The organism is Pseudomonas paralactis (assembly GCF_001439735.1).
In the GTDB taxonomy this organism is placed as follows: domain Bacteria; phylum Pseudomonadota; class Gammaproteobacteria; order Pseudomonadales; family Pseudomonadaceae; genus Aquipseudomonas; species Aquipseudomonas paralactis.
Genome location: NZ_JYLN01000010.1, coordinates 98862 through 121886 on the forward strand (window position 1 = coordinate 98862; position 23025 = coordinate 121886).

At 59.0% G+C, this 23025-nt stretch carries 19 protein-coding genes and 1 pseudogene; 3 read left to right on the forward strand and 17 right to left on the reverse strand.

Features of this window, described 5'->3' with window-relative positions; translation table 11 throughout:
* Positions 1–127: 127 nt before the first annotated feature.
* Positions 128–427, reverse strand: coding sequence for a hypothetical protein (locus tag TX23_RS22400; RefSeq protein WP_057704068.1), 300 nt, complete (start codon positions 425–427; stop codon positions 128–130).
* Positions 428–749: 322 nt separating this feature from the next.
* Here TX23_RS22400 and TX23_RS22405 point away from each other — a divergent pair, with 322 nt between their 5' ends.
* The gene (locus TX23_RS22405) at positions 750–1037 is read left to right on the forward strand and encodes a helix-turn-helix domain-containing protein (protein WP_157243938.1); all 288 of its coding nucleotides are present in this window, start codon (positions 750–752) and stop codon (positions 1035–1037) included.
* 96 nt (positions 1038–1133) lie between these two features.
* Here TX23_RS22405 and TX23_RS22410 read toward each other — a convergent pair.
* The 16 genes and pseudogenes from TX23_RS22410 to tssB form a co-directional block, all read right to left on the reverse strand.
* Positions 1134–1468 (reverse strand): annotated as a pseudogene (locus TX23_RS22410) (DUF3085 domain-containing protein).
* Positions 1469–2536: 1068 nt separating this feature from the next.
* Complete coding sequence (locus TX23_RS22430; RefSeq protein WP_057704072.1) at positions 2537–3136, reverse strand: RHS repeat domain-containing protein; 600 nt, start codon at positions 3134–3136, stop codon at positions 2537–2539.
* Between the two features lie 99 nt (positions 3137–3235).
* Positions 3236–3790, reverse strand: coding sequence for an imm11 family protein (locus tag TX23_RS22435; protein WP_057704073.1), 555 nt, complete (start codon positions 3788–3790; stop codon positions 3236–3238).
* The gene (locus TX23_RS22440; protein ID WP_082629688.1) at positions 3783–8414 is read right to left on the reverse strand and encodes an RHS repeat-associated core domain-containing protein; all 4632 of its coding nucleotides are present in this window, start codon (positions 8412–8414) and stop codon (positions 3783–3785) included. The genes TX23_RS22435 and TX23_RS22440 overlap by 8 nt, the downstream gene beginning before the upstream one ends.
* Before the next feature lie 52 nt (positions 8415–8466).
* Positions 8467–8895, reverse strand: coding sequence for a DcrB-related protein (locus TX23_RS22445; RefSeq protein WP_057704074.1), 429 nt, complete (start codon positions 8893–8895; stop codon positions 8467–8469).
* A gap of 49 nt (positions 8896–8944) precedes the next feature.
* Positions 8945–10876: a type VI secretion system Vgr family protein gene (locus TX23_RS22450; protein ID WP_057704075.1), complete on the reverse strand. Its 1932-nt coding sequence runs from the start codon at positions 10874–10876 to the stop codon at positions 8945–8947.
* A 26-nt stretch (positions 10877–10902) separates the two neighbouring features.
* Complete coding sequence (locus TX23_RS22455; protein ID WP_047710546.1) at positions 10903–11160, reverse strand: PAAR domain-containing protein; 258 nt, start codon at positions 11158–11160, stop codon at positions 10903–10905.
* A gap of 76 nt (positions 11161–11236) precedes the next feature.
* Positions 11237–11758 carry an Hcp family type VI secretion system effector gene (locus tag TX23_RS22460; RefSeq protein ID WP_057704076.1) on the reverse strand — a complete coding sequence of 174 codons (522 nt, stop codon included), beginning with the start codon at positions 11756–11758 and terminating at the stop codon, positions 11237–11239.
* Positions 11759–11859: 101 nt separating this feature from the next.
* A complete protein-coding gene (gene icmH, locus TX23_RS22465; RefSeq protein WP_209445925.1) occupies positions 11860–12705 on the reverse strand; it encodes a type IVB secretion system protein IcmH/DotU in 846 nt (281 codons plus the stop codon).
* A complete protein-coding gene (gene tssK, locus TX23_RS22470; protein WP_057704077.1) occupies positions 12698–14044 on the reverse strand; it encodes a type VI secretion system baseplate subunit TssK in 1347 nt (448 codons plus the stop codon). The genes icmH and tssK overlap by 8 nt, the downstream gene beginning before the upstream one ends.
* 37 nt (positions 14045–14081) lie before the next feature.
* Positions 14082–15431 (reverse strand): type VI secretion system lipoprotein TssJ, encoded by a 1350-nt coding sequence (gene tssJ / locus TX23_RS22475; RefSeq protein ID WP_057704078.1) that lies wholly within the window; start codon positions 15429–15431, stop codon positions 14082–14084.
* Positions 15428–16450 (reverse strand): type VI secretion system baseplate subunit TssG, encoded by a 1023-nt coding sequence (gene tssG / locus TX23_RS22480; protein ID WP_057704079.1) that lies wholly within the window; start codon positions 16448–16450, stop codon positions 15428–15430. The genes tssJ and tssG overlap by 4 nt, the downstream gene beginning before the upstream one ends.
* Positions 16414–18180, reverse strand: a complete 1767-nt coding sequence (gene tssF / locus TX23_RS22485) for a type VI secretion system baseplate subunit TssF (RefSeq protein WP_057704080.1) — start codon at positions 18178–18180, stop codon at positions 16414–16416. Before tssF ends, tssG begins: the two co-directional genes overlap by 37 nt.
* A 7-nt stretch (positions 18181–18187) precedes the next feature.
* A complete protein-coding gene (gene tssE / locus TX23_RS22490; protein ID WP_057704081.1) occupies positions 18188–18604 on the reverse strand; it encodes a type VI secretion system baseplate subunit TssE in 417 nt (138 codons plus the stop codon).
* Complete coding sequence (tssC, locus tag TX23_RS22495) at positions 18605–20083, reverse strand: type VI secretion system contractile sheath large subunit (protein WP_057704082.1); 1479 nt, start codon at positions 20081–20083, stop codon at positions 18605–18607.
* Between the two features lie 30 nt (positions 20084–20113).
* Entirely contained in the window at positions 20114–20617 is a 504-nt protein-coding gene (gene tssB / locus TX23_RS22500; protein ID WP_032892393.1) for a type VI secretion system contractile sheath small subunit, read from the reverse strand.
* A 329-nt stretch (positions 20618–20946) separates the two neighbouring features.
* On the opposite strand from tssB, the gene vasI reads away from it, so the two are divergent.
* The gene (vasI, locus tag TX23_RS22505) at positions 20947–21618 is read left to right on the forward strand and encodes a type VI secretion system-associated protein VasI (RefSeq protein ID WP_244885975.1); all 672 of its coding nucleotides are present in this window, start codon (positions 20947–20949) and stop codon (positions 21616–21618) included.
* The gene (gene tssA / locus TX23_RS22510; protein WP_057704083.1) at positions 21606–23024 is read left to right on the forward strand and encodes a type VI secretion system protein TssA; all 1419 of its coding nucleotides are present in this window, start codon (positions 21606–21608) and stop codon (positions 23022–23024) included. The genes vasI and tssA overlap by 13 nt, the downstream gene beginning before the upstream one ends.
* The last annotated feature ends 1 nt before the right edge of the window (position 23025 follow it).

A 23025-nucleotide genomic window follows, 5' to 3' on the forward strand; every position in this document is an offset into this window, starting at 1 on the left:
TCCATGCGTTTGGTCTGTAAGAAATATCTGTCACGGACGCTTTCCATGGCATGGGGCGACTGCTGGGCGCCCGCTTGCATCTATCTGCATCACCGGTGCACGAGGTGCCCGCACCGGAGTATCGGGCTTACTTGGTGCAGGTCAGTCGCGAGTACGTTGGCGGCTCAAGCAGGATGCCCGGGGTCATGAAGGTCGAACAGTTGAATACGCGCCCCTTTGCTGTTGTGGCTTTAAACGTCAGTTCAGCACCGCCCAGGAAGTCTTCCTTGCCTTTGGTCACCGGGCCCATGGTCAGCTCATCCGTGGAGGCGAGGCCAATCGCTTCGGCGGTGACTTTATGCATCTGCAAAACATTGGGAGTGGTGGAGCAGCCTGTTAGCAGGCTGGTCAGTGCGAGCAGTAGGAGGGGCGTCGAGGACTTGGTCATGGGTGTGGCTCCTTGCAGTGGCGGCGGCAGGGCGAGGTGCGACGTGCCGGCCGTGGGAATCTTCGAGGGGCAGGGGATTGCCCTACGGCTGCGGAGTCTAGGAGCGCACAATTGCTCTCACAATCACCTGGAAGAAATCGAGACGGAACCCACGGCAGACTGTTCTGAGGTTGAAGGAAATCGGCTACAGCAGGCGTGGCTGTCGCGTTGGGGTGGGCTTTGCGGCATAGGAACTGGACCTGATGGACGCCATGTTTATACTCAATGAGTCCGCGTTGTGAATGGGGCGAAGAAAGATATGGCGTTACACAAGGAGCAAGGAATGGTCTTTGAGCAAGGGAAAGAAGCGTGTGCGGGGCGACGATCAATGACGCTTCGGGCGGTCAGCGCCGAATGTTCCGGCGTGCGTCTGCGGATGTTGTTGAGTGAGTGCAAGATCTCGCCAATGGATTTCGCACTGTTCTTGAAGGTCACCCCTCAGCGGTTGACCAATTGGTTTTCGCGGGGCATTCCACACGCGTGGCTCGATAGGATTGCACGGTTGCTGAGCGTCAATGCCCAGTGGCTGGGGACGGGGCTGGGGGAGAAGTTTCGGGAGACAAGCGAGTAGCGATGCATATGCGCCCATGCGAGAGCACATAGCACAGAGCTCCACGGCATGCGGGGACTCAAAGTCTGGTGTTAGATTGTTTTATGGCAAGATGGCCTATAGCGTCAGGTAGGTCGCCGTGGCGCCAAGTGCCATATCGTGCTCACCGTTGACGATGCGCATGAACGCCTCCGACTGCGGGTCGAAATGCTCACTGAAACCGTGCCGCCCAGCTCCTTGCGGGCCAGCGGCCACCAGTCGTCGAACGCGTCGACATCGGGGTTGCAGCCGACCGCATAGGCAATCCGCTTTTGCCGGCCATTGGGTTGGCGTTCGCCGCGTTCGGCAAGCCAGTAAACCCTCTGGTTGTTGACTAGAACGATGGAACGTTGATTAGCGATAGCCTCCGCCAGCACCGGTTTCAGATCGTTGCCTTTGAAGAGCAATGACATGATGGTCCCCTTGCAACAGCAGGACTCCCCAACCGCAATGGCGGGCGTCCCTTGGGATGACGGAAGGATGAAGGTTGACGCGGCCAAGGCGCCGTTGACGTACTGCGATCTTCAAGGGTTTGACCGCCTGGGACGTTGCTGGCGACCCGTACTCAGCCAGCAGAAATACCGCCGTAAGGTTCCGGTCCGCTTCCGTGAAGACACAGAGGTTCAACCCGTCACTGATGACGTAGGACGACTGCAGGTAACCTCCGAGTTGCAGAGCCGCGTCGTTGTAGCGCCAATGTTCTGCGCACACATCGCCCCAATCGTCGCAGATTTGCCGGCGCTCGTAGGGAAGCGGGTCGAGTAGATCCTGTCGGATCAGGGCGTCGACACAGGGGGATATGGTCAGGCCGCCAAAGGGAAATCGTGGCTGGAGGGTGACGAAGGCGGGCATGGGGGTATGAAGATCCTCCACGGCGATGGGGCTTGGTACTCTAGCAAGGTCGAACGTTCCGACGGCGAGGTCACAAACACGCACGTGATGGCGTTGCTTGTGGGGGCGGCAGGCGTGCTTTGGCTGGGTAGGAAAAACAATCGCGAGGGTGTTGGCGACAGGCTGCCGGCTAGATCTCCAACCCGCAGGTACGTCATCGTTCGCTGACCCATGATGGTGTCACTTTTTATGGGTGAGGGTGTTCGCCTCGCTGGTTTCCCTGACCGCAAACATCAGGCAGCGCACTGCTTCACGATCCTGTTCCGACAAGCAACGGTAGTAGTGGACCAGGCGCTCTTCTTCTCGATTGAGTTGTCGAGGCCGCAGGGCTGTACCGATGGCGGTACGTAATGAGGGAAAAAATGAGGTATTTAGCATGATCCAAGTTCTTCATGAGGTGAATGGAGACGTGGGCTTCTTGCCCAGAACAACTGAATACATAACGTTTATTGTAGAAAAGGGCTCGTCATTTTTCGTGACTGCTGAGTATTTCAGATGGGGCCGTCGGAAGTGTTCGGCGAAGGTGTAGGAGCGATCTTTCAAAAGAGGTGGAAAAAACGCGATGGGGGGACGCTACCGCGGATCGGGTCCTATGCGGTGCCTGAGAGGTCCCAGTGCTGGCTTTTGATCGGGTAGTCGCGAGCGTCATACCGATAGTGAGTGTGCTCGCCGCGGGCGTTGATGCTTTCACTGAGGCGTCCGTCGGTGTCGTAGTGGTACAGCGTTTGCGCATTGGAACAGTCGCGATAGCTGAGCAGTTGGCCATGCGCGTTCCAGCTCAGGTACTTGGTCTTGTCCAGCGCATCGGTGATGCGTACCACCCGGCCTTCGGGGTCGTATTGGTAGTGGGTCTTGCGGCCCAGCGGATCCGCTTCCCAGAGCAGGTTGCCCTGGGCGTCGTAGCGGGAACGGTGTGTGTGCCCGGCAGTGTCGGTGACTTCCACAGGCAAGGCCCAGTGCCGCAGGTAGCGGATGTGTTCGCTACGCCCCAATGGATCGCGCGTCTCTGTCAGGCGGCCAATGTCATCGTAACTGTAGTGCCATTCACCGCCCTGTGGATCGACACTCTTCATTAATTGACCGGCGATGATTTCCTCTTGCCAGCAATTGCCGAGGGGGTCGATGTATTTGTAGATCTCGTAGAACGGGCCCCAATAGTAAGGGGTCCTTACGACCGAGTCTGCCAGCACCCTCCAGTTGGTTCTCGCAAGTCTGCAAAAATGTTTTATGTCTGGAGAGCCCCTTTTAATGTATCCGCCCTGTTGAATAGATGAACAGGTGTTTTGCTTCTACTCTACGAACTTAAGTCCGTTTAAGTTGTTGCTTAAGCAAAGATCTCTGAATCGTTGTGATACGATAATTCGCGTGAAATCTTCCTGGGCTCGGAAGACATCTGTGTCATGCGTGGTCATTTGGTCCAGTGAAATGCTCGTATATTTTCTGGGGCCGTCGGGTAAGTAGGGGAGTAATGGTTCGAAGGATGACTTTTTTTCGTTGAAGCAGTTGCGCTTGTTTGTGACTACAAAAATATTATATCCGGTATGGATCTCCTTGTTTATTGCAATAGACGTTGCCATAAGCTGAAGTCCTGTTATTTGTTCAGAGCGAATCAGGTCACTAAATTTTGGTGAGATGAAATTAGGCCCATCGCTGAAGAAGAAATCATGCTCAAGTATTTTTGATGAGGTTTTTTTTGAATTCTTCTCAAATGTAGTTTCTATTTCAGTATCAATTTTTTTTGATTGGCTGAACTCAATAGCGTCAACCCCTTCGGGGTGTTTGAATTTAAACCAGTGGCTTTCTGGGTAGTTGTTAGATATTTCAAGTAGATAAAGTTTAGTCACAAGGATTGCCCCTTATTGAACGTGCGTTTAAATATGTTCTTCCTGTGCGTAAGCCTTTTCTTTCTTCCGAGATTATAGTATTTATTGCTCTGGCGTAGTCTGCTTTTTTCCAGCCATTATTTTTCCCGTACTGATCGATAGCGTCCAGTTGTCGTTTTATGTTTGCTGTGTAGCCAGGGTGTGGGCCATTGTGGATTGTGCGTGTTTTATGATATTTACCGTCGGTTGGAAGGTATATGATATTGGATCTCTGATGAATGTTCATGCCAGATGCCTTCAGTGCATCGTGATCGGCAAGTTTGCGTGGAATTATATGGTGTTTTTGGAAGCCATCTTTTGATTCCATTGTGTTATAAGTTTTCCAGCCGAGCGGGTCGATCCAGGTAAGTGGATTTGGACTGTATTGGTAAAGATTAAGTCCGCCTGATAACCCAATCGGATCCGGCTGGGTAAACCGCCCCACATCCGGATCAAAAAACCTGAAGGTGTTGTAGTGCAGCCCGGTTTCGCGGTCAAGGTACTGCCCTTGAAAACGTAGGTTCTGCTCACGTCCCGGTTGTTGATCATGCCACTCATCCCGCGTCCTGCCCCACGCCTGGTATTCGCTATGCCACACCGTGGTGCCGTCCGTGTCGGTCAGTTGTTCCGGCAGCCCGGCCAGGTTGGTGTGGAAGTAGAAGACCGCCTCGCTACCCGGTTTGCCATCAAGACGGGCAAGGGGCTCATAGCTACCCGGATCGGCATACACGTACAGGCTGGGCCTACCGTCCTGCACCTCTCCAAGTAGCCGCAAGCCTTGCCAGTGGAACAGGGTGCGATTATTGGGTTCGCTGGCATCGTTGTTGTACACCCGCTTGCTGATGCGTCGCCCCAACGGGTCGTAATTGAAAACAATGCGCTGGGCCATTGATCCCTGCTGCTGGCGGATACAGGTCAGCCGGTGTTCCGCGTCGTATTCGAAGTGCTGGATCCGGCTGCTGCCGATGCGCTTTTCGCTCAGCCGCCCAAAGCGGTCATAGCGATAACGTTTGTCCTGATACACATGTACGCGGTTGTGCTTGATCAGGCCGTTGACTCGGTAGCCGTCGAACAGGTTGCCGGCTGGGTCGTAGTTGAGGCTCTCGATGTGCTGGCCCAGCAACCCAGGGCTGCTGCGGTGCACGCTCTGGATTTGCTCGACGGGGTTGTAGCCGTATTGGGCACTGCCTTGATAGGACCTGCCGGTCGAGGACTGGTTATGAAAGCGCCCGATCAGGCTGTCGTCATTGGCTGCCGGGGTCGGGCGATTAGCGCCTGGGCGCTGGGTCTGGGTCAGTATCTCGGCCACCAGGTTGTCACTGGCGTCATACTGGTAGTCCTTCTGCAACAGCGGCAGCACCTCGCGGGCCACCTGCTGATAGTGCAAGGCTTTCTGGCTGAGGCGGCCGCTGCGGTCGTAGCGCGTGCGGGTCAGCAGACTGCCCTGGGTGCGCAGCACTTCGTCGTGCAGTGCATCTCGCTCGAAATCGCTGATCACCCGGCCGCCCAGGTTGATTTGATGCAGGTGGCCGCTGCCGTAGTACAGGTGGTTAAGTTGGCGCTGATCGGGCAGGGTCAGGGTTTGCAGGTTGCCCAGTTCATCGTAGTCGTACTGCAGAAGGCCGGCGCTGTTGGTTTCGCTGAGCAGTTGACCGAGGGCATCGTAGGTGTAGTCGAGCCGCTGCTGGTCACCTCGTATGTCAGTGAAGTTGATCGTCAGCAGATTGTCGGCAGTGTCATAGGCATACTCGGTGATGCCATCGTCGGTGCGTTTGCGGATCAGGCGGCCGAGGGCGTCACGCTCGAAATGATGTACCAGTGGCCTGTGCGGTTCGGCGCTGTCCTTGCCATCCAGCTCAGGTTCGGCATTCGGCGCGGGGATGTGGTGGATGGCGGTGACATCGTCCAACGGGTTGTACTGGTAGATGCGCCCACTGCCATCCAGGTCCTGCTGGGCCAGCAGGCGGTCCAGCACGTCCCATTCGAAGCGGTAGCGTTCGCGGTTTTCATTGCTCAAGTGCAGCAGGCGACCATAGGCGTCATAGCCAAAGTCGACGCTATGGCCGAGGGCGTCAACCCGCTGGATCAGACGACCACTGCGGTCGTAACGCAGGCGGGTGGTGCGCTGGGCTGGGTCGGTATAGGCGGTCAGTTGGCCGGCAGCGTCAATATCGTAGCGATCGATGCGCCCGTCCGGGCGCTGGCTTTCTATCAGATAACCACGGGCGTCGTAACGGTAATGAGTGTGCTCGCCGCGGGCGTTGATGCTTTCGCACAGGCGTCCGTCGGTGTCGTAGTGGTACAGCGTTTGCGCATTGGAACAGTCGCGATAGCTGAGCAACTGGCCGTGCACGTTCCAACTCAGGTACTTGGTCTTGTCCAGCGTGTCGGTGATGCGTACCACCCGGCCTTCGGGGTCGTATTGGTAGTGGGTCTTGCGGCCCAGCGGATCCGCTTCCCACAACAGATTGCCCTGGGCGTCGTAGCGGGAACGGTATGTGTGCCCGGCAGTGTCGGTGACTTCCACCGGCAATGCCCAGTGCCGCAGGTAGCGGATGTGTTCGCTACGCCCCAATGGATCGCGCGTCTCTGTCAGGCGGCCAATGTCATCGTAACTGTAGTGCCATTCACCGCCCTGTGGATCGACACTCTTCATTAATTGACCGGCGATGATTTCCTCTTGCCAGCAATTGCCGAGGGGGTCGATGTGTTTGTAGATCTCGTAGAACGGGCCCCAATAGTAATGGTCCTGACGACCGAGGTTGTCGGTGACGTGGGTCTCGCCCCGTTCCAGGTCGTATTCGAATCGATACTCTTCCCCATCGCTGCCCCAGTGGCGGGTGACGCGCCATTCGTGGTCGGGTTGTGGCTCCAATAGTGGCGGAAGTTGGTACCCGGTGCCGTCTGCACGCTTGGGTGTGGGGCGGTTCTTGGGGATGGCAAAGCGTGCCCATTCGTACTCGCGAACGGCGCCACTAGCGACCTGATGGCTGTTCAGGTAGCCCTCGGCGGTGTAGGTGAAGCGGCGGACCACGTGGTCGGTCGCGTCCAACACTTCATGCAACTGGCCACTGCGTGTGTAGCGATAGCTGGCCAGCGTCTTGTTGCGCTCGATGCTGGGGTTTTCGCCGGCCTTCAGGAATACACGGGACGCTTTGCCGACACGCTTGGGGTGTTGTTGATCGTAGTGAAGCTGTACTACGGTTTGGCTGTACTTGTCGACGAGGAAGTGCAGGCGGCCCTGTTCGTCGTACAACATGTCGAGGACGTTGAGGTTGCGGTCGCCCAAGCGGATCAGTCGCGAGCGTTGCGGGTTATGCGGATCAGACTGGAAAACCTGATAACGCCCTGCGTAGATGTCTTCGACAACGGTCCGACCATCCTCTAGCTGGAAGAAGGCCAAGCCATCGATGGCGCTGACGAACGCATTGCCGGCTATGAGTTGGCCGAGTTCCAGGCGGTTGCCTGTCTCGTCGACGTAGATCCATAGCTCGCCGCCGTGGGGATGCGGGACACGAGCGATTTCCACCTCATAGGGAACGCTCCAGCCCCGACCGAAAATACCGTCGGTTCGGGAGTCGTTGCTGTCGTAGCTTCGGGCCCAATCGATGCCCAGCAACCCAGGTAGGCTGAAGTCGACGTCTTCTGCACCGTCGAGGACTTTGCCACCGGTGGAAATATGCACAGGTTCGCCTACGCGATCACAGATTGTGGATCTGTTATTTTTCGCTTTTGAAGAGCGGCGAGAGCGAGCCCCCATTCGTCTGGATATAAGCAGTGCCGCAACAATCCCCGCGATCTGCGCAGTCTTGCTTTTGCCATTGTGAATGTTCCGAACCGTCACTGTTCCGCCGCCAATACGCACATTGGGAGAGACGTTTGCGTTCACATCGATGGTGGCATCGCAGGTGGCCTTATCTCCCGAGCGTGCCGCCGGCCGACTATTGATCTGCACCTTGTCTGAGCCCTGTGCGATGTAGGTCTCAGGCATGGGGGGATGACGGGTGCAGGTGATCTTGTCTTCTTCCTTGGGGGTGAACCCCGGGGCTGCTGGTGTTGTTACTGGTGGGTTGAATATCTGATGAACCGTGTCAAAGAAGTCTTTGACCAACTTGAAGGGTGGAAATGCAAATCCCAGAGCTGTTTGGGCTATCGCACTTACGTTCTCCAGAACGGAAGGCTCCTCGCCTTTTTCCTCTTCTCCAGACCCATTGGGGGAACTGACCGCCGCAGCGCGAGCGGCGGGTTTGCCATTGATAAAGGTATTTTTGGAGCCGCTTTTGATTTCGCCATAGACGTCCGGTGAGTCTATTGCGTTGCCAATTGAATCGCTAAAGTCAGAGATGGCGTCACCGATACTTCGATCCTCGCCTATGGGAATCGAACTCATGGCGCCTACCGCAGCGCCTGCCGCTATTCCGATGGCGAAGCCTACCGCGCCACCCGTGAACACGGTACCCACTACTGCAAGGCAAACAACGGCCGTCACCGCCAGCGCAGCCGCCCCATAGATGACTGCTTCCACTGTTGCACTGATTAACTCAGCTATGAGTGATGGGTGAAGAATGGCGTCACCCTGCCGGGCGGCGTGGACAATTTGTGCCATTGACAAGAAGCTCCTTGCTAATCGAGAACCGGTTTCTTAGGGGCGGAAAAGCTTAGGAAAAGCGCAGCGTTTGCTTGATTGCACGCCAGTGGGTGATGTCGCCGTCGCTTAATGGACCTTGTTTGCTGTAGTTGAGGACCAGCATGCGGTGTTGCCCGGGAATCAGGCAGGCGACTTGCAACTGGAAGTTAGGCTTGTCACCGGTCATGAACTGGACGGCCATTTCTCGGCCCTCCACTTGCTGCTGGTGCCCCAGGTGAGTGATTTGTGCCGGTGTGATGCTCAATGCTTGGGTCTTGTTGCGCAGTTGATCCAGCTGGGCCGTCAGTGCTTCATCCAGGGTCTGATGTTTACCAACGGGACTGCGGGCAATCACCAGCGTGGTATTTCGCGCTTGAAAGCGCAGGACGTTCAGCGTCGAGTCCTCGGGCGTTTCATCGGCAAAATCAAGGATTACATCGTGGGTCAGATAATCAGCCATTGCAGGCGCGTCCTTTTCTTTGATAGTTGGGTAATGGGAAAGGTGGGGGCTATTCGAAATGCCCATCGACACTGGCCTTCAGTGCACCACCGTCTTGCCCATTTGCAGCAGCACCGGCCGACCCACCTTCCGGGTTAAGGTCGAGATTTGCGCCCAGCGTGTTGATCTGGCCGGTTTGCGCGCCAGTGATGTTGAAGTCCTCGCAGGTGATGTTCAGCTTGCCGTTTGCATGTAGCTCAATGAGCGTCTTGCCACACTTCAAACGCAGCGTGCCGCCGACTTCGATCTCGTACTCGCCGGCTACCGTGTCGTTCTTGTTGCCACCGACTTTCACGGTGTCGTTGGTCCTCACCACGCGTACACGATTTCGACCGATACTGACGTTCTCGTCCTGACCGATACTCTTGGTTCTGTCCGCTCCAACAGTCAGGCTCTGGTTGTTCTTCACCACCGTGTTCTGGTCTTTCTGGGCATGAATAAAAACTTCCTCCTGGCCCAGCTCATCCTCAAAGCGCAGCTCATTGAAACCTTCGCCCTTATGGGTGCGGCTCTTGATGGTCATCCGCGTCTTGTGTTTAGGCAGCTCGTAGGGCGGCAGGTTGGTCTGTCTGTAGGCGGTCCCAGTGGCGATCGGCTGGTCTGGATCTCCGTCCAGGTGGCTGATCACTAACTCCTGACCTACACGCGGGATCGCGATGGAGCCCCAGGTCGCCCCGGCCCAGCCTTGGGTGACGCGGATCCAGCACGAGCTGTGGTCGTTGTTTTTGTCCGCACGATCCCATGGAAACTGCACCTTGACCCGGCCCCATTCATCGCAATAGATCTCTTCCCCCGGCGGGCCAACTACCGTGGCGATCTGCGGGCCATCGATGCAGGGTTTGGGGGGCAGCGGCGCTTTCCAATCCGAGGTCCAGCGGATGGCGCTGGCTTTCAACGAGTAAGAGGTACCGAGGCCGCTGCCGAACGATTCTTCCTGCAAGCTGGTGTGCTGCTTGCCTTCGTGTTTTATGGCGATGGTGCGCCAGCGGTCGTTGAAGTCTTCGCGGGGATGATCGTTGAGATCGAAGGCCAACCCCGGTTGCAGGCGTTCATCGTCGCCTTCGACATGGGCCAGCTTGGCGTCGTTGCGTAGCGCCGTTAGGCGCGTCTTGGTGAAGGGCTTGCCAGCAATGTCGCGTTTGTAGCGGCCGGGGTAGTCGTAGCGTTCGTAGTCCTTGTGCTGGTTTTTCAAGTCCTGATCGCCGGTGGCGGTGTGCTGTTGGTCGTAGCGCGGGTGGGTGAAGGTGTAGTCGCGCTGCACCTGGCGTGCGGTGCGTACTTGCTCGGTGTAGTGGAAGCGGTTTAACGCTGGTTCCTTGGAGTCGCCACCTCCCATGGGCTGGTAGATCACCGGGCAGTCGGTGTGGGTGCCGATGGTGCCGAGACCGCCGACGCGGTCGGTGAGCACGAGGGTGTGGCCGTCGGCGCGGTGTTCGAAGGTGTAGAGCAGGCCTTCTTCGGCGGCGAGGCGGGCGATGAAGTCGAGGTCGGTTTCGCCGGCCTGCACGCAGTATTCGCGGGGTTGGTGCTCGAAGCAGATTTCGCTGCGGATGTCTGTCAGTTTGTGCTCGGCCAGCATGCTGGTGATGATCTCGGGCACGGTCTGGGCCTGGAAGATGCGCCAGTTGGAGCGCAGGTCGAAACGCTTCAGGGTCGGTTCGACCACGGCGGTGTAGCGGGTTCGGCGAAAACCGGTATCGCCCTGTTGGAACAGGCTGACCAGGCCATGAACGTAGCGTACCGGGGTGTCGTCGCGCCAAATGGTGAACACCGCGGCGAGGTCGAGCATGCGGTAGAAGTCGATAGCGGGGTGGTGACTGACCAGTTCCAGTTCGAGTTTGAAGGGCTGGGACAAGCCTTCTTCAAGGGTGAACGAGACCACTTCGAAGGGATCGCCCCGCAGCGGTTCGAAGGTGTAACGCAGGTCGCTTTGACGGGGCATGGGGCCTCCATTTCAGTATGTAAATGTCAGTCGATCAACCAGCTGCTATCACCGTTTTCCAGTTTTCCATCGTGGTCGGTGGTGTCGCCAACCCGGGCCACGGCTTTTCCTTCGACGGTCATAGAGCGTGAGCCGCTGGTGATCACGGCGCCGCATCCGAGGGTGTCGCCGACACGGGCGACGGCTTTGCCATTGACGGTCATGTTGCGGGCACCGCTGTCGACGGTGGTGGGGCCACACAAAGGGCAATCATGGTCGTGTCCGACCAGTACGACGGCAGGCATAGAGCCTCCTTATAGGTTTCAAGTCAGTGAAGGCTCCGCCGCTGCGCGAGCTGCAGCGGCGGAGCTGGGTACGCGCTTAGCCCGCTGCTGCCGGCTTGCGCCAGTCGTCCGAGGCTTCGGTGCCGGCCACAACATGACTCCAGCTGACCTTGCGATACGCCAGGCTGGTCTTGATCAGTTGGGTGTAGTTGGAGTTGTCGCTGTTCTGGGCGTGGGGCAGCACGGTATGGATATCAACGACGGTGGCCTCTTCCAGCTTGGTGGTGAAAAAGTGCTCCTGCTTGCCATCGAGGTTGGTGCGGAACCACTTGACCTCGACGGTCGGCAGCATTTCGCCGGTGGCCAGGGCCTGATAGAGCAGTGGCGAGGCTTTATTAAGCGAGCTGGTGAAGGTCAGCGGTTTATGCACGCGCTGTCCGGTGGGTTGACCGCTTTGCGGGTCGGTTGGGGCACCGATTTGATGGTCGATTTCCTGGGCGAGGATTTCGTCTTCGTGGCCTTCCACAAAGACGTTGCCCACCGAGTCAGCGGTGAACGCGCCTTTGGTGATATGCCCCTGGTTTTTGCCGTGAATGCTGATGTACGCGGGTGTTGGCATGACAAGCTCCTTGTCGTGATGATTGAGCGACCACGCGGTCGCGGTTTATGGCCAGCGGCCATGGCTTTGCAGGCGCTCGGCATGAGCGCGCTGAAAATCGGTTACAGGTGCAGCACCCGCTCCAGCGACACCAGCACCTGCTGGGTGATGGTGTTCAGGCGGATCGAGTAAATCGTGTAGGCGACGGTCAGCACGACGGCGGCCATGGCCCACGGCGTCCACAATGGCCAGGCACGTTTGATCCGGTAGTTGCGCGGCGCGACGTTGGTCAGCGGGTCGGTGAGGCGCTTGGGTGTTTCGCCGCGCAGGGGGCGCAGCAGGCCGTGCAGCTGGTCGATGATTTTCTGGATTTCGTCATCGCCCTTGCTGTGGGCGCCGTATTTGCCCTTGAGGCCGGAGATCAGGCACTGGTACATGAACTCCAGCACATGCTGGTACCTGGCTGCTTCGGGGATCATGTTGTTCATGATGGTGAAGAATTTTTCGCCGCCTCGGGTCTCGCCGTGGAACTGGCTGAGCAGCGAGCGGGCGCTCCAGGTGGAGAGCCTGCCCCAGGTGGTGCGCATGACCACCTCGTCCACCAACAGGCACAGGCTGTAGGAGTAGGCCTTGAGCATGCCAGCGTCGTAGTCGAGCTGGCGGACTTCTTCCATGATCGCGGTGATCTGGTTGCTGACGCTTTGGTACAACGCAGGCACGTCATGGTGGTGGTCCAGACGGCGCAGGCGAATGACCAGACCAATCAGCGGCGTGGCGGCATCGCAAAGTGGGTTCCAGGCCACGCCGCGGATGTCGAATTCGGGGTCTGCGAGCAATGGTGCAGGCTTTGGTTTGGGCGGAGCTGTTTCTACAGATTCCGGCTTGCTTCTAACGTGCTGCACCAGCTCATCAAACACTGGACTATTGGTGTCCGACTCAGGGCCGGCGCTGTTCTTGACGTCATTCATCTCTCTCACTCCTGATCGCCCAGAACTGCAACTCCAGCTCCGGGAATTCACCGGCAATATGGAAACCGAACCCGCTACCACTGCTCAGGCTTTGCCAGGCCGGGTGATGGCGGTCGAGTTCGAAGTAGCTGAAACCTGCATGGAATGGCAGGTGCCGCGGCGCCACTGGCAGCGGCCGCAGTGGAATGCCCGGCAGTTGCAGGCTGACCAGTTGCTCCAGGCCTTCGGTGGAGCTGATCTTGATCTGCCGGGGCAGTTGCTGACGCAGGGTCTCCGCCGGCAGTTCAGCGCGCACGGCAAGGATGAATTCGGCGTTGTCCAGCAGACGCTTGTCGTTCAATGCGGCGTTGCGCACACCGTACTTCTGATCGACGATCGGCAACGACACCGCGCGCGGTTGCAGCACGGTGCCCAAGGCGCGGCGCAGGGTGTGCTCCAGGACCTGGAAGGATTCGCGCAGGTTGTCGTGCTGGTAGGCCGGGTATTCCTGGGGCAGGTGGCCCTCATCGGTAAAGGTCACCAGCTCACCGCAGGCTTGGGCGAGGGCGATATACAGCCGCTCCGGGTGAACCTGGCGTTGGCGGGCCAGGTGCTGGAACAGCGGGAACAAGCGGTTGAGGGTTTGCAGCAGGTTGAAGTCGGTGACATCGGCCACCCCCGACTGCCCCGGTGAGCCGATACGCTGGGCCAGGTTCTTGGCACGCTCGCGCATCAACCCGGCGATTTCGCCCAGGTAGCGATGCAGTGCTGGCACGGCTTGCAAGGATAGGCTGGTGGGGTAGAAATGTTCGTCCATCACCAGGCTGCCGTCGGGGCGCTTGTCTTTGATTCTGCCCAGGGCGATGCCGGTGAAGGCGCTGCGGTCGCTGCGTTCGAGCATCAGTTGCAGGTTGGGCACGGCCAGGTCCATGCCGACCTGATCGCCGTCATCGCTGTGGGTATCGCGGATTTCCTCGCGGCGGGCGATGTAGCGGCTGTTGCCATACTGGTCGGGCCAGCGCACTTCAAGGGCGCCGTTGGACCGCAGTGGCAGCGCCAGGTAAACGATCTGGTTGACCGCGCTGCTGTCGGCGATTTCCAGCGGGGAGGGTGGCGCCAGGTCGTGGGGAATATCGAAGACACTGCCGTCGGGCATGATCCCGCGTGCCTGGGTAATGGCGACTTTCCCGAAGCTCAGGTATTCGGTGTTCAGCGTCAGTTCGCTGAAGCCGTAGAGGGCGTCGTTGAGGCTGTGCAGGCGCTGATGCACGGCGGCTTCAGCGGCGCGGGCCTGTTGCTGGAAGTGCTGGGGTTTGACGAACAAACCTTCATGCCAGATGACGGGGTTGCGTGAACTCATCAGTAATTACTCGGGGCAAAGGCGGCTGAAAGGGGCGTCATCGGGTTTCTCCCTTGAGGCTGACCTGGGTGGCGTCCAGCTGCACCAGTACTGCGTACTGGCGGCCTTTGGGCTCGACGCGCAGGCGCTGTTTCCACTGGCCGACGTCGCTGCTGTGGTAGTTGGCGATCACCGCGATAAAACGCGTGTCTTCATCCAGGGCACGCAGGTCGATGAACTTGAATTGGCCGGGCTGGAGCAGGTAGTCGTCGGCCCGAATGTAGGTGCTGCCCAAGGTCTTTTTCAGGTCCTCGGCCAGGGCTTCGGAGCTGGCGTTGACCAGCAGCGAGTCATCGGTGAGTTGCAGCACCTTGAAGGCGATCGGCGTGGCGACATGCTCCAGCGCCGGGCTGCCCCATGGGGTGGTCAGGCTCACGCCCTGGGCGTCGTAAGCGCCGAGCAGCGCGTCTTCGATGGGCGACATTTGCTCCGCAGGCGTGGGCTCAACGGTCAGCAACGATTGCGCTGGCACGGTTTCGTAAAGATGGTTGAGCAGGGTTTGTACTTTGTCCGTCAGCGCCTGCGGGCTGGCGGCCTGAACGTTAAGGGTGTAAGGCGAGCGGTTTTCGTCCTCTACCGGTGCGGTGCCGGTGCTGATCAGGCGCGGGTTGACGTTATCGCTGGCGTGCAGGCTGAGGGAGTAGCGGCTGGGCTGATCGTCGGGGCCGCCGATCGGGATAGAAGGGGTCCAGATCACCTGGCCGATCTTGCCGAGCATGGTGCAGCCGCCAAGGGCCAGGCAGGCCAACAACAAGGTGCATAGGCGCAGGTTGCTGAACAGGCTGAAGCTGCGCTTGTGTGCGGGCGCGCTAATATCCGCCAGCGGTTTGGGCGGCGGCGCTTTATGCATCGCTCGCAGCGGATCGCCTTGCTCGCTTAAATCAACGGGTTGGCAAAGGCGTTCGAATTCCGGGCAAACCACAGGTGCAACTTCGGCCAGTGGAAGGTTCGTTACGTCCTCCAGGTGCCACTCCAGCAGGCCATCCGGGCGGCCACTGAACAGCGCTTCGAGCGAGCGTTGCCCTGGCGCATGTTCGCCAAACTGCACGGCCACTCGATAGGCGCCCACTTGCAAGAAGTCGCCATCGTTGAGTGCTATCGCACTGTCGCAACCCACCGGCAGATCATGGCCATTGACGTAGGTGCAGCCACTGCGGTCGATCACACAAAAGCGCCCCTCGACCACGCGGATATCGCAGTGGTTAGGCCGCACACTGTTCTGACGATCCACCAGACGCCAATTCGCTGCGGCACTGCCAATGCTGCCGCCCTGCGGACCAAAGCGGTGACTGGGTAGATAGCCGTGCAGCAACTGCGCGGGATTACTGATAACCAGGGTCAGCTTCATGCGCGCCCCCGAATCCGCACTACGGCGCGATGGCGTTGTTGCTGGTGCTCGATAAAACTGGTCCAGCCCAGGTGAGTGCCACTGGCGCGTTGCAGGTTGAACGGCGGTACATCTTCTTCGCGTAGCCCCAGTTCCAGGTCGTAGGCGGTGGCATCGCGCAGCAGAAAATCCATCAACTGGCGCAAGCGCCCGAACTGATCGCCGCTGGGCAAAAACTGCCGAAAGCGTGCCTGGGTCAGGTTGGGAATCACCAGGGTGAACTTGCTGGCGCGGGTCTTGCTGCGATCACCCACCACAAAGTTGCTGCCCAGGGTGCCGTTGGCTTTGCCCAGCGCCAGGCGCTGGCGTTGTGCAAAACTCACCGAGCGGGCCTCGAACTCACGGATATGCACGCCGTGCAGGTCGAAACAATGTTCGACGATGCCGGACACCACCGACGGCGAGCGGCTGCGGTTGGCGATCAAACCGGCAAAGCTCAGCAATCGGCCCCATGGCAGCGGGGTGGTACCGCGCAGGTCGTTGTCATTCAGGCCGACCATCGAGAAAACGTAACGCGAAAAACGATCGGTGGCCTCGGCCTGGAAGCGAACGTAGTAGCGGTACTTGCGCCAGCTGGTGTGCAGCAGCGTCAGCAAACGATGATTGAAAAAGTCCATGAACGCCGGACGAATGCCGCGCTGCTGGGCCTGCTCGTAGGCCAGGCGATCAAGGTAGTAACCGGGCAGTGGCGAATCCGTACCGTGCAGGCCAAAGAAGCTGGTTTGCAAGCGATAGCGCACTTCTTCGTGATCTTCCTCAATGCGTGCGGCTTCCACGACGTCCGAGGCCGGAAAACCCAGCCCCGCATGGCTTTGCAGGCGTACGCGACGGCGCACCGCATCACTCAGGGGCCGTGCTTCCAGGTCATCGCCATGCAAGGCGTGGAGGTGCTCCAGCAGACGGTGAAACGAATAGTTCCGCGCGTCGGCCAGCAGCAGGTCAGCTAGATCACGGGTTGTCTGCCGGTCAAGAGTGGCCATTCGTAGCGCTCGTTGTTAGTGGTATTGATCACTTCCAGTCGATGGAAGGAGTTGATGCTCGCGTACAGGGCGAAGAAGTGCGAAAGCACACTGGCGAACAGGTACAGCTCGCCCTCGCAGAGGAAAGCCTCCTGGTCCAGTTTTAAGCGCGTCTGCACGCCGCGTACCGGCAGGCCTTTCATCAGCCAGTCGATGGGCTTGGTTACCGCATCCTGGATGCCGTTGAGGCGTTTGCGGGTGGCGCGGGCCTGTTGCAGATCGTGCAGTGCGGCAAAGTCATAGGCACGGATGACCGCCTTGAGCGGCTCGGCCGACAGCAATGACAGGTAGTTGAGCGACAGGTTGGAAATCAGCGTCCAGTGCAGGCTGCTGTCCAACACCGGTCGGTAGCTGCGCGTTGGCGCAATCAGATTGGTATAGGTGGCAAACGAGGGTGTGGCCTCGGTAGACCGCGACACATCCCCGACACCGAGCCTCTGCGGCAGGTCGCGGTTGGTACAGGTCAATTCGATCGAAGCTGCTTCGTTTTCGCCGATATACAGGCTTTCATCGCCGCGCACAAAGGCGATGCGATGACGCAAGCCTTCTCGCCCGTGGGACTCCTCGATATGCGTGCGGAAATACAGCGCCGTGCGGCCCCGGGCATGTTCGATCTCATGCTGGAACGATTCGAACGGGGTGAAGCGCCGCAATGGATCGCCTTTACGTTCCTTGTCGGCGGCGTCCCAACCGGCCACGTGGTCGACACTGAAAATTTCATACGCATCCTGACGGATGCCAGTGGGGCTGATACGGCGTTCCTGGCTGCGCCCATCCAGCATGATGGGCTCGGCATCGTGGCGGAATAGATTGACTGCCGGCGCGCAGAACAGATGCAGGTCGCTGGTGCGCAGGTGTGTATTGACCGGCATCGGCCGCGAGAACTGAAATTCGAAGCGAATCTGCCCGGTGGTGACGGCCGGCCAGACTTTGGCAAGTCGGGTCAGGCTGAAAAAGTGGAAGCGCTGCGGGAACACAAAATATTCCTGCAGGATGCGGTAGCCATCGAACACATTGCGCGGGTAGGGCAGCAGTGCCTCGTCGGGGGTGAAACCGGGAAAGCCCAGATCGTCGGGGTTGAGACGATAAGGCGTGTTGTTGACGTACAGCGTGATGCTTTTAAGGTAATGGGCCAGCCATAGGTACAGGGTCAGCGCGGTGGCATTGTCGCCGCCCAAGTGAAAGTCCAGTTGGTCGCATTCAAGACTGTCGAGCGGTTGCTGGGTCAGTACGTTGAGGTCAATACGCAGCGTCGAGGCTTCGCGGCTGTGGGCATCGCTGACGGCGTGTAACGCCAAGGGGTACAGATTGACGTCGGTGCAGGTGCGAAACTCGCAGGAAATGCCGTCCACAGGGTTGGCAAACAGCCGCGTCCCTTTGGGAATCACCTTGCGCTGACTGATTGCATTCGGCAGCGGTGTAAAACGGATGATGGTCGCACTGGGCAGGGGCCGCAGGTAATTGGGCCAGAGCATCTGCAACAGCGGATGGGTCAGTTCCGGCAAGTCGTCGTCGATCTTCAGCCCCAGCTTGGCGGTGAGGAAGGCAAAGCCCTCCAGCAGCCGCTCCACATCCGGGTCACCGGCCTGATCACCAAGAAACTGCGCCAGTTGCGGGTTGTCCTCGGCGAACTCGCGGCCGAGTTCGCGCAGGTAGCGCAACTCCTCGGCAAAGCGTTGTTTCAAGTCCATCGCATCCTCATCTCACGCGGGTGTAGCCGTCGCGGCCGTGCATGGCCACTTCGATCTGCACCTGTTCATCCTTGTGGTTGACCTGCACCTGGCAATCCAGCCGAAAGTTCAGCTCCAGCGGCAGGTCCGGGTCGGGCTGATAGCGCACGCCAGTGACCTTGATGCGCGGTTCAAACGCTTCCACCGAACGCCGGATATCAGCGCTGATGGCCAACACCAGATCACTGCTGGCCTGGGTGACGCCGTTGAAGTCGCACAGGCCCAGTTCAGGGCTGCTTTGTGAGCAGCCCTGGCGTGAGTTGAGCACCTGCTCCAAGTGACGTTTGATCGCCTCGACACGCTGGTGCGCCTGCTCATCCGCGCAGCCTTGGCGGTAGCGCGGTGCATCGGGTTCCAGGCGTTCGAACAGGCTGGCGCCGCGCATTTATTGGGTGTCCAGCCGACCGACCAGGGAGATTTCGAAGTTGGCGCCCATGTACTTGAAGTGCGGCCGTATCGCCAACGACACCTGGTACCAGCCCGGGTTGCCCTCGACGTCCTGCACTTCGATTTTTGCGGCGCGCAAGGGGCGACGGCTGCGTACATCGGTCGACGGATTCTCCTGATCGGCGATGTACTGCTTGAGCCAGGTGTTCAGCTCGCTTTCCAGGTCCTGGCGTTCCTTCCAACTACCGATCTGCTCGCGTTGCAGCACCTTGATGTAGTGGGCCAGGCGATTGACGATGAACAGGTACGGCAACTGGGTGCCGAGCTTGTAATTGGTCTGGGCTTCCTGGCCTTCGCGGGTCTTGGGGAAGTTCTTGGGTTTCTGCACCGAGTTGGCCGAGAAGAACGCTGCGTTGTCGCTGTCTTTGCGCATGGTCAGCGGGATAAAACCGGCTTCGGCCAGCTCGAATTCCTTGCGGTCGGAAATCAACACTTCAGTAGGGATCTTGGCCTGTAACTGGCCGAAGGATTCGTACAGGTGCACCGGCAGGTCATCCACCGCACCACCGGACTGCGGGCCGATGATGTTCGGGCACCAGCGGTAGCGGGCAAAGCTGTCAGTGATGCGTGAGGCCATCAGGAACGCGGTGTTGCCCCACAGGTAGTTGTCGTGGTTGCCGTCGACGGTTTCGTTGTAGCCGAAGCTGCGGGCCGAATTGTCTTCAGTGCTGTAGGGCGTGCGCAGTAGAAAGCGCGGCAGCGTCAGGGCCAAATGGCGAGCGTCTTCGGACTCGCGCAAGCCGCGCCATTTGGTGTGGCGGGGGCCGTCGAAAATATCGTTGATCTCCTTGAGGTCGGGCAGGCCCTGGAAGCCTTCGAGGTTGAACAGTTCCGGCCCGGCCGCCGACACAAACGGCGCATGGGACATGGCGCCGATGGAGGCTACATAGCTGAGCAACTTGATGTCCGGCGAGCTGGGACCAAAGGTGTAGTTGCCGACAATGGCCCCCACCGGCTCACCGCCGAACTGGCCGTAGCCTGCGGTGTAGACGTGCTTGTACAAGCCGCTGCGAGTGATATCGCCGGCGTTGTCGAAGTCATCCAGCAACTCCTCCTTGGTGACATGCAGCATTTCCAGCTTGATGTTTTCGCGAAAGTCCGTGCGGTCCACCAGCAGTTTCAGCCCACGCCAGGCCGATTCCAGTTGCTGGAGCTGCGGCTGATGCAGGATCACGTCCATTTGCTTGCTCAACGCGCGGTCGATCTCGGCAATCATCTGGTCGACCCGGTGCTTGTTGACCGGCTGCTCGTGATCACCGCTTTGCAGAATCTCGCTGATGAACGCAGCCACGCCTTGGCGGGCCACGGCATAGCCTTCCTGGGACGGGCGAATGGTGGTGTTGGCCAGCAGTTGATCGAGCAAGGACGGCTGTTCATCGGCGACCAGCACTTGGGCGGCACTACTTTCCCTAGGCATAAGGGCTACTCCATATGGACGTAAAAGAACTCAGTTGTTTGGCGCGTCGAGCACCAGGTTCAGTTCGCTGGCCAAGCGTTGGCGGGCGGTTTCATCGGTCAGCAGGTTTTGCAGGTGCTTGCGAAAGGCAGGTACGTTGCCCATGGGGCCCTTGAGCGCAACCAAGGCTTCGCGTAGTTCCAGCAACTTGTTCAGCTCGGGTACTTGGCGAGCAATGGCGTCAGGGCCGAAGTCATTGATGGTTTTGAATTGAAGTTGCACATTCAAGTCGGTGTCGTGATCGTTATTCAGTACCGACGGGACGGCCATGTCCAAGGCAACTTCTGCTTTGGTAAGGACTTCATTGAAGGTGTCTTTATCTATCCGAATGGAGGGTCTGTCTTCAAGAGCGCTTAGTTCGCCGTGGCCTTTGAAGTCGCCCGTGACCAGTAACTTCAGCGGTAGCTCGACTTCGGCTTGTTGGTCGCCTGTGGCCGGTACGTACTTGATATTGATGCGTTCTTTAGGCGCGACAGAACTTTGGGACTTCGACATGGGAAAAATCCTTTTTTGAAGGTGGCGCTATTTAAAGCTCATGTTTCGTAAAAAGTCATGTCGGACGAAGTCGATTCGTTTCGTGGTCTCGGGATGTAAGAAAAATCCTCGTTTAATGTTTATTTTGTTGTGTGGAAAATTCGTACGATAGTTGGTTTGGATGTCCGAAGGGCGTGTCTGGTATTTGAGTTTTTTTGCAGAAAATTGATGCCTGTAACTTGTCTCTTGGTTATTTATATTAAGTTCATGCCAAGTTGCTGCGTTCGAAGGTGAGTGCTCGCCTTGGTTCAATAGTAAAAGTTGAATTTATTAATCTGGGGGAGGCGTTGATGCGCAAAGGATGGCAACGTTGGTGCTGGGTAGGGGGGCTATGTGCGATGCTGGCTGCCCCGCACATACATGCGCTGCCGATGGCGCAAGATTGCCCTGCGATCGTCTCGCCCTTGAAGCGCCTGGAGTGCTTTGATCTGGCGGCCGGCACGCCCATTCATCAGCCACCTGCGCCGTCACGTGCCCTGGGCCAAGTGTTGCCGATTGTCGATCTGGTCCAACGTAATGAGGCCAGGCGCCCGCCCGAAGACCAGCGCTTTCTGTTGTCGTCATTCCCGGCGCCGGACAACGACCAGCCACCACGGCTGGTGATCTCGGCGCCGGCCTTGGGGGCACTGCCGCCAAGGCCCTATTTGGCCATCAGCTGCGAGTCGAAAATCTCGCGCCTGCAATTGGTGCTGGATGAACCGGCCAAGCCCAACAAAATACGCATTCAACTGTTCAAGGATGAGCGCCCCGTCTCCGCAGCCTATCAATGGCAAGTGCTGGACGACGCCGGCCTGGTGGTCGATGCCGGGCGCGGGCTGCAGGCGATTTCCCTGTTGCGCAATATGGGCGGTGGCCAGCGCCTGCGGCTGGAGAGCGACTATCCCAGGCTGCACGGTCTGGTATTTGATGCCGAGGGGCTGGGCGAGCTGATCGAACAGGAGCGCCAGGCATGTCGTTGGTGATCGACGTTCCGGTCGACATCGTCGAGCGGCTGCTGGCCCCCATCGACCCCGGGCAACCTGCCGGGGATTTCGATGTAGAGGACGAAACCTACCAGGCCATCGACCAGGAGATGGTCAAGCTGGGCGGCTTGCGCGAGAGCGATATCGACTGGCCCTACATCGATGAAGCCTCCCGCGACTACCTGGCGACCCAGTGCAAGCACTGGCGCATTGTCGGCCATCTGCAAGTGGTCTGGTTGCGTACCCGCCAGTGGGTGCGCTGGGCCGATGCCCTCGGGCTGATTGCGGGCATGGTCGAACAGTATTGGGACAACGCCTACCCCAAACCCGGCCCCACCGGTTACTTGAACAAGCGCAAGCAGGTGCAGCGGCTGCTGGAGGACCTGAGCCAGGTGCTGCCGGCCCTGGAGCGCAGCAGTTTTGAACCGGCTTACCAAGCAGCGGCGCAACGGGCGCTGGCCAGCCTGCAACAGTGCGTCGACAGCGCCAAGCTCGACCCCACAGCGTTGGATGCCCTGCAACGGCAGTTGGACAAATACAGCGAGCCGGCCGCGGTGAACGCGCCTGCCCGTACGCCCACCGCCAGCGGCGCTCTGGACGCAGCCTTTTTCAGCCCGCCTAAACCGCAAGCGCCCAGTAACGAACGTGAACAACGCCGTGCGGTGTTGAACATGGCCGAGCAGATCAACCAGCAAGACCCTTACGACCCTACCGGCTACCAGTTGCGCCGCTTCGGTCTGTGGTCGCATCTGCGCACCGCGCCTTCAATCGTCCGAGACCGCCGCACCGAACTGACCGCCGTGCCCAAAGACATCGTCGACGGTTATCAGGACGCGCTTAACCACAACGCCATTGAGCCGAATCTGTTACTGCGCATCGAAAAAAGCGTCTGCGCCTCGCCGTACTGGCTGCGCGGCAGTTACCTCGCCGCCCATGTCGCCTCGCGTCTGGCGATGGAAGAGGTGGCCGGCGCCATTCGCCAAACCTGCGAACGTTTTGTCTGCCGTTTACCGGCCTTGCTGGAGTTGTGCTTCAGCGACGGTACGCCGTTCGTGGATGCACAGACCCAGGCTTGGATCACCGGCGCGGACCAGGCACAAACGGCGGGCAGCCCCGTGCAGGAATACGCTGGCCTGCGCGACGAGCTGGCCGCTCAACTCAACACTGAAGGCGTCGAGCGGGTGCTGCTGCGCCTGCAGGAACTGCACGCCGCCCATGAGGCCCCGCGCCAGCGCAGCTACGCCACGGTGATTGCCGCCGACCTGCTGGCATCCCGTGGCCTGTCGTGGCTGGCGGACGACCTGTACGCCAACGTTGCACGGTTGATGCGCGAGACCACGGCGCAGGGGTGGGAGCCGGAGTTGTATCAGAAGGTGGCAACCATTATCAGTGAACGTAAGGACTAGT

Bases quoted from the DNA above. Each gene is read 5' to 3' on its own strand.
- TX23_RS22445 (WP_057704074.1), bottom strand. From the start codon at position 8,895: ATGGCTGATTATCTGACCCACGATGTAATCCTTGATTTTGCCGATGAA.
- TX23_RS22400 (WP_057704068.1), bottom strand. From the start codon at position 427: ATGACCAAGTCCTCGACGCCCCTCCTACTGCTCGCACTGACCAGCCTG.
- tssE (WP_057704081.1), bottom strand. From the start codon at position 18,604: ATGCGCGGCGCCAGCCTGTTCGAACGCCTGGAACCCGATGCACCGCGC.
- vasI (WP_244885975.1), top strand. From the start codon at position 20,947: ATGCGCAAAGGATGGCAACGTTGGTGCTGGGTAGGGGGGCTATGTGCG.
- tssG (WP_057704079.1), bottom strand. From the start codon at position 16,450: ATGGCCACTCTTGACCGGCAGACAACCCGTGATCTAGCTGACCTGCTG.
- icmH (WP_209445925.1), bottom strand. From the start codon at position 12,705: ATGAATGACGTCAAGAACAGCGCCGGCCCTGAGTCGGACACCAATAGT.
- tssK (WP_057704077.1), bottom strand. From the start codon at position 14,044: ATGAGTTCACGCAACCCCGTCATCTGGCATGAAGGTTTGTTCGTCAAA.
- tssF (WP_057704080.1), bottom strand. From the start codon at position 18,180: ATGGACTTGAAACAACGCTTTGCCGAGGAGTTGCGCTACCTGCGCGAA.
- TX23_RS22460 (WP_057704076.1), bottom strand. From the start codon at position 11,758: ATGCCAACACCCGCGTACATCAGCATTCACGGCAAAAACCAGGGGCAT.
- TX23_RS22440 (WP_082629688.1), bottom strand. From the start codon at position 8,414: ATGGCACAAATTGTCCACGCCGCCCGGCAGGGTGACGCCATTCTTCAC.
- tssA (WP_057704083.1), top strand. From the start codon at position 21,606: ATGTCGTTGGTGATCGACGTTCCGGTCGACATCGTCGAGCGGCTGCTG.
- tssB (WP_032892393.1), bottom strand. From the start codon at position 20,617: ATGTCGAAGTCCCAAAGTTCTGTCGCGCCTAAAGAACGCATCAATATC.
- TX23_RS22450 (WP_057704075.1), bottom strand. From the start codon at position 10,876: ATGCCCCGTCAAAGCGACCTGCGTTACACCTTCGAACCGCTGCGGGGC.
- TX23_RS22405 (WP_157243938.1), top strand. From the start codon at position 750: ATGGTCTTTGAGCAAGGGAAAGAAGCGTGTGCGGGGCGACGATCAATG.
- TX23_RS22455 (WP_047710546.1), bottom strand. From the start codon at position 11,160: ATGCCTGCCGTCGTACTGGTCGGACACGACCATGATTGCCCTTTGTGT.
- tssJ (WP_057704078.1), bottom strand. From the start codon at position 15,431: ATGAAGCTGACCCTGGTTATCAGTAATCCCGCGCAGTTGCTGCACGGC.
- tssC (WP_057704082.1), bottom strand. From the start codon at position 20,083: ATGCCTAGGGAAAGTAGTGCCGCCCAAGTGCTGGTCGCCGATGAACAG.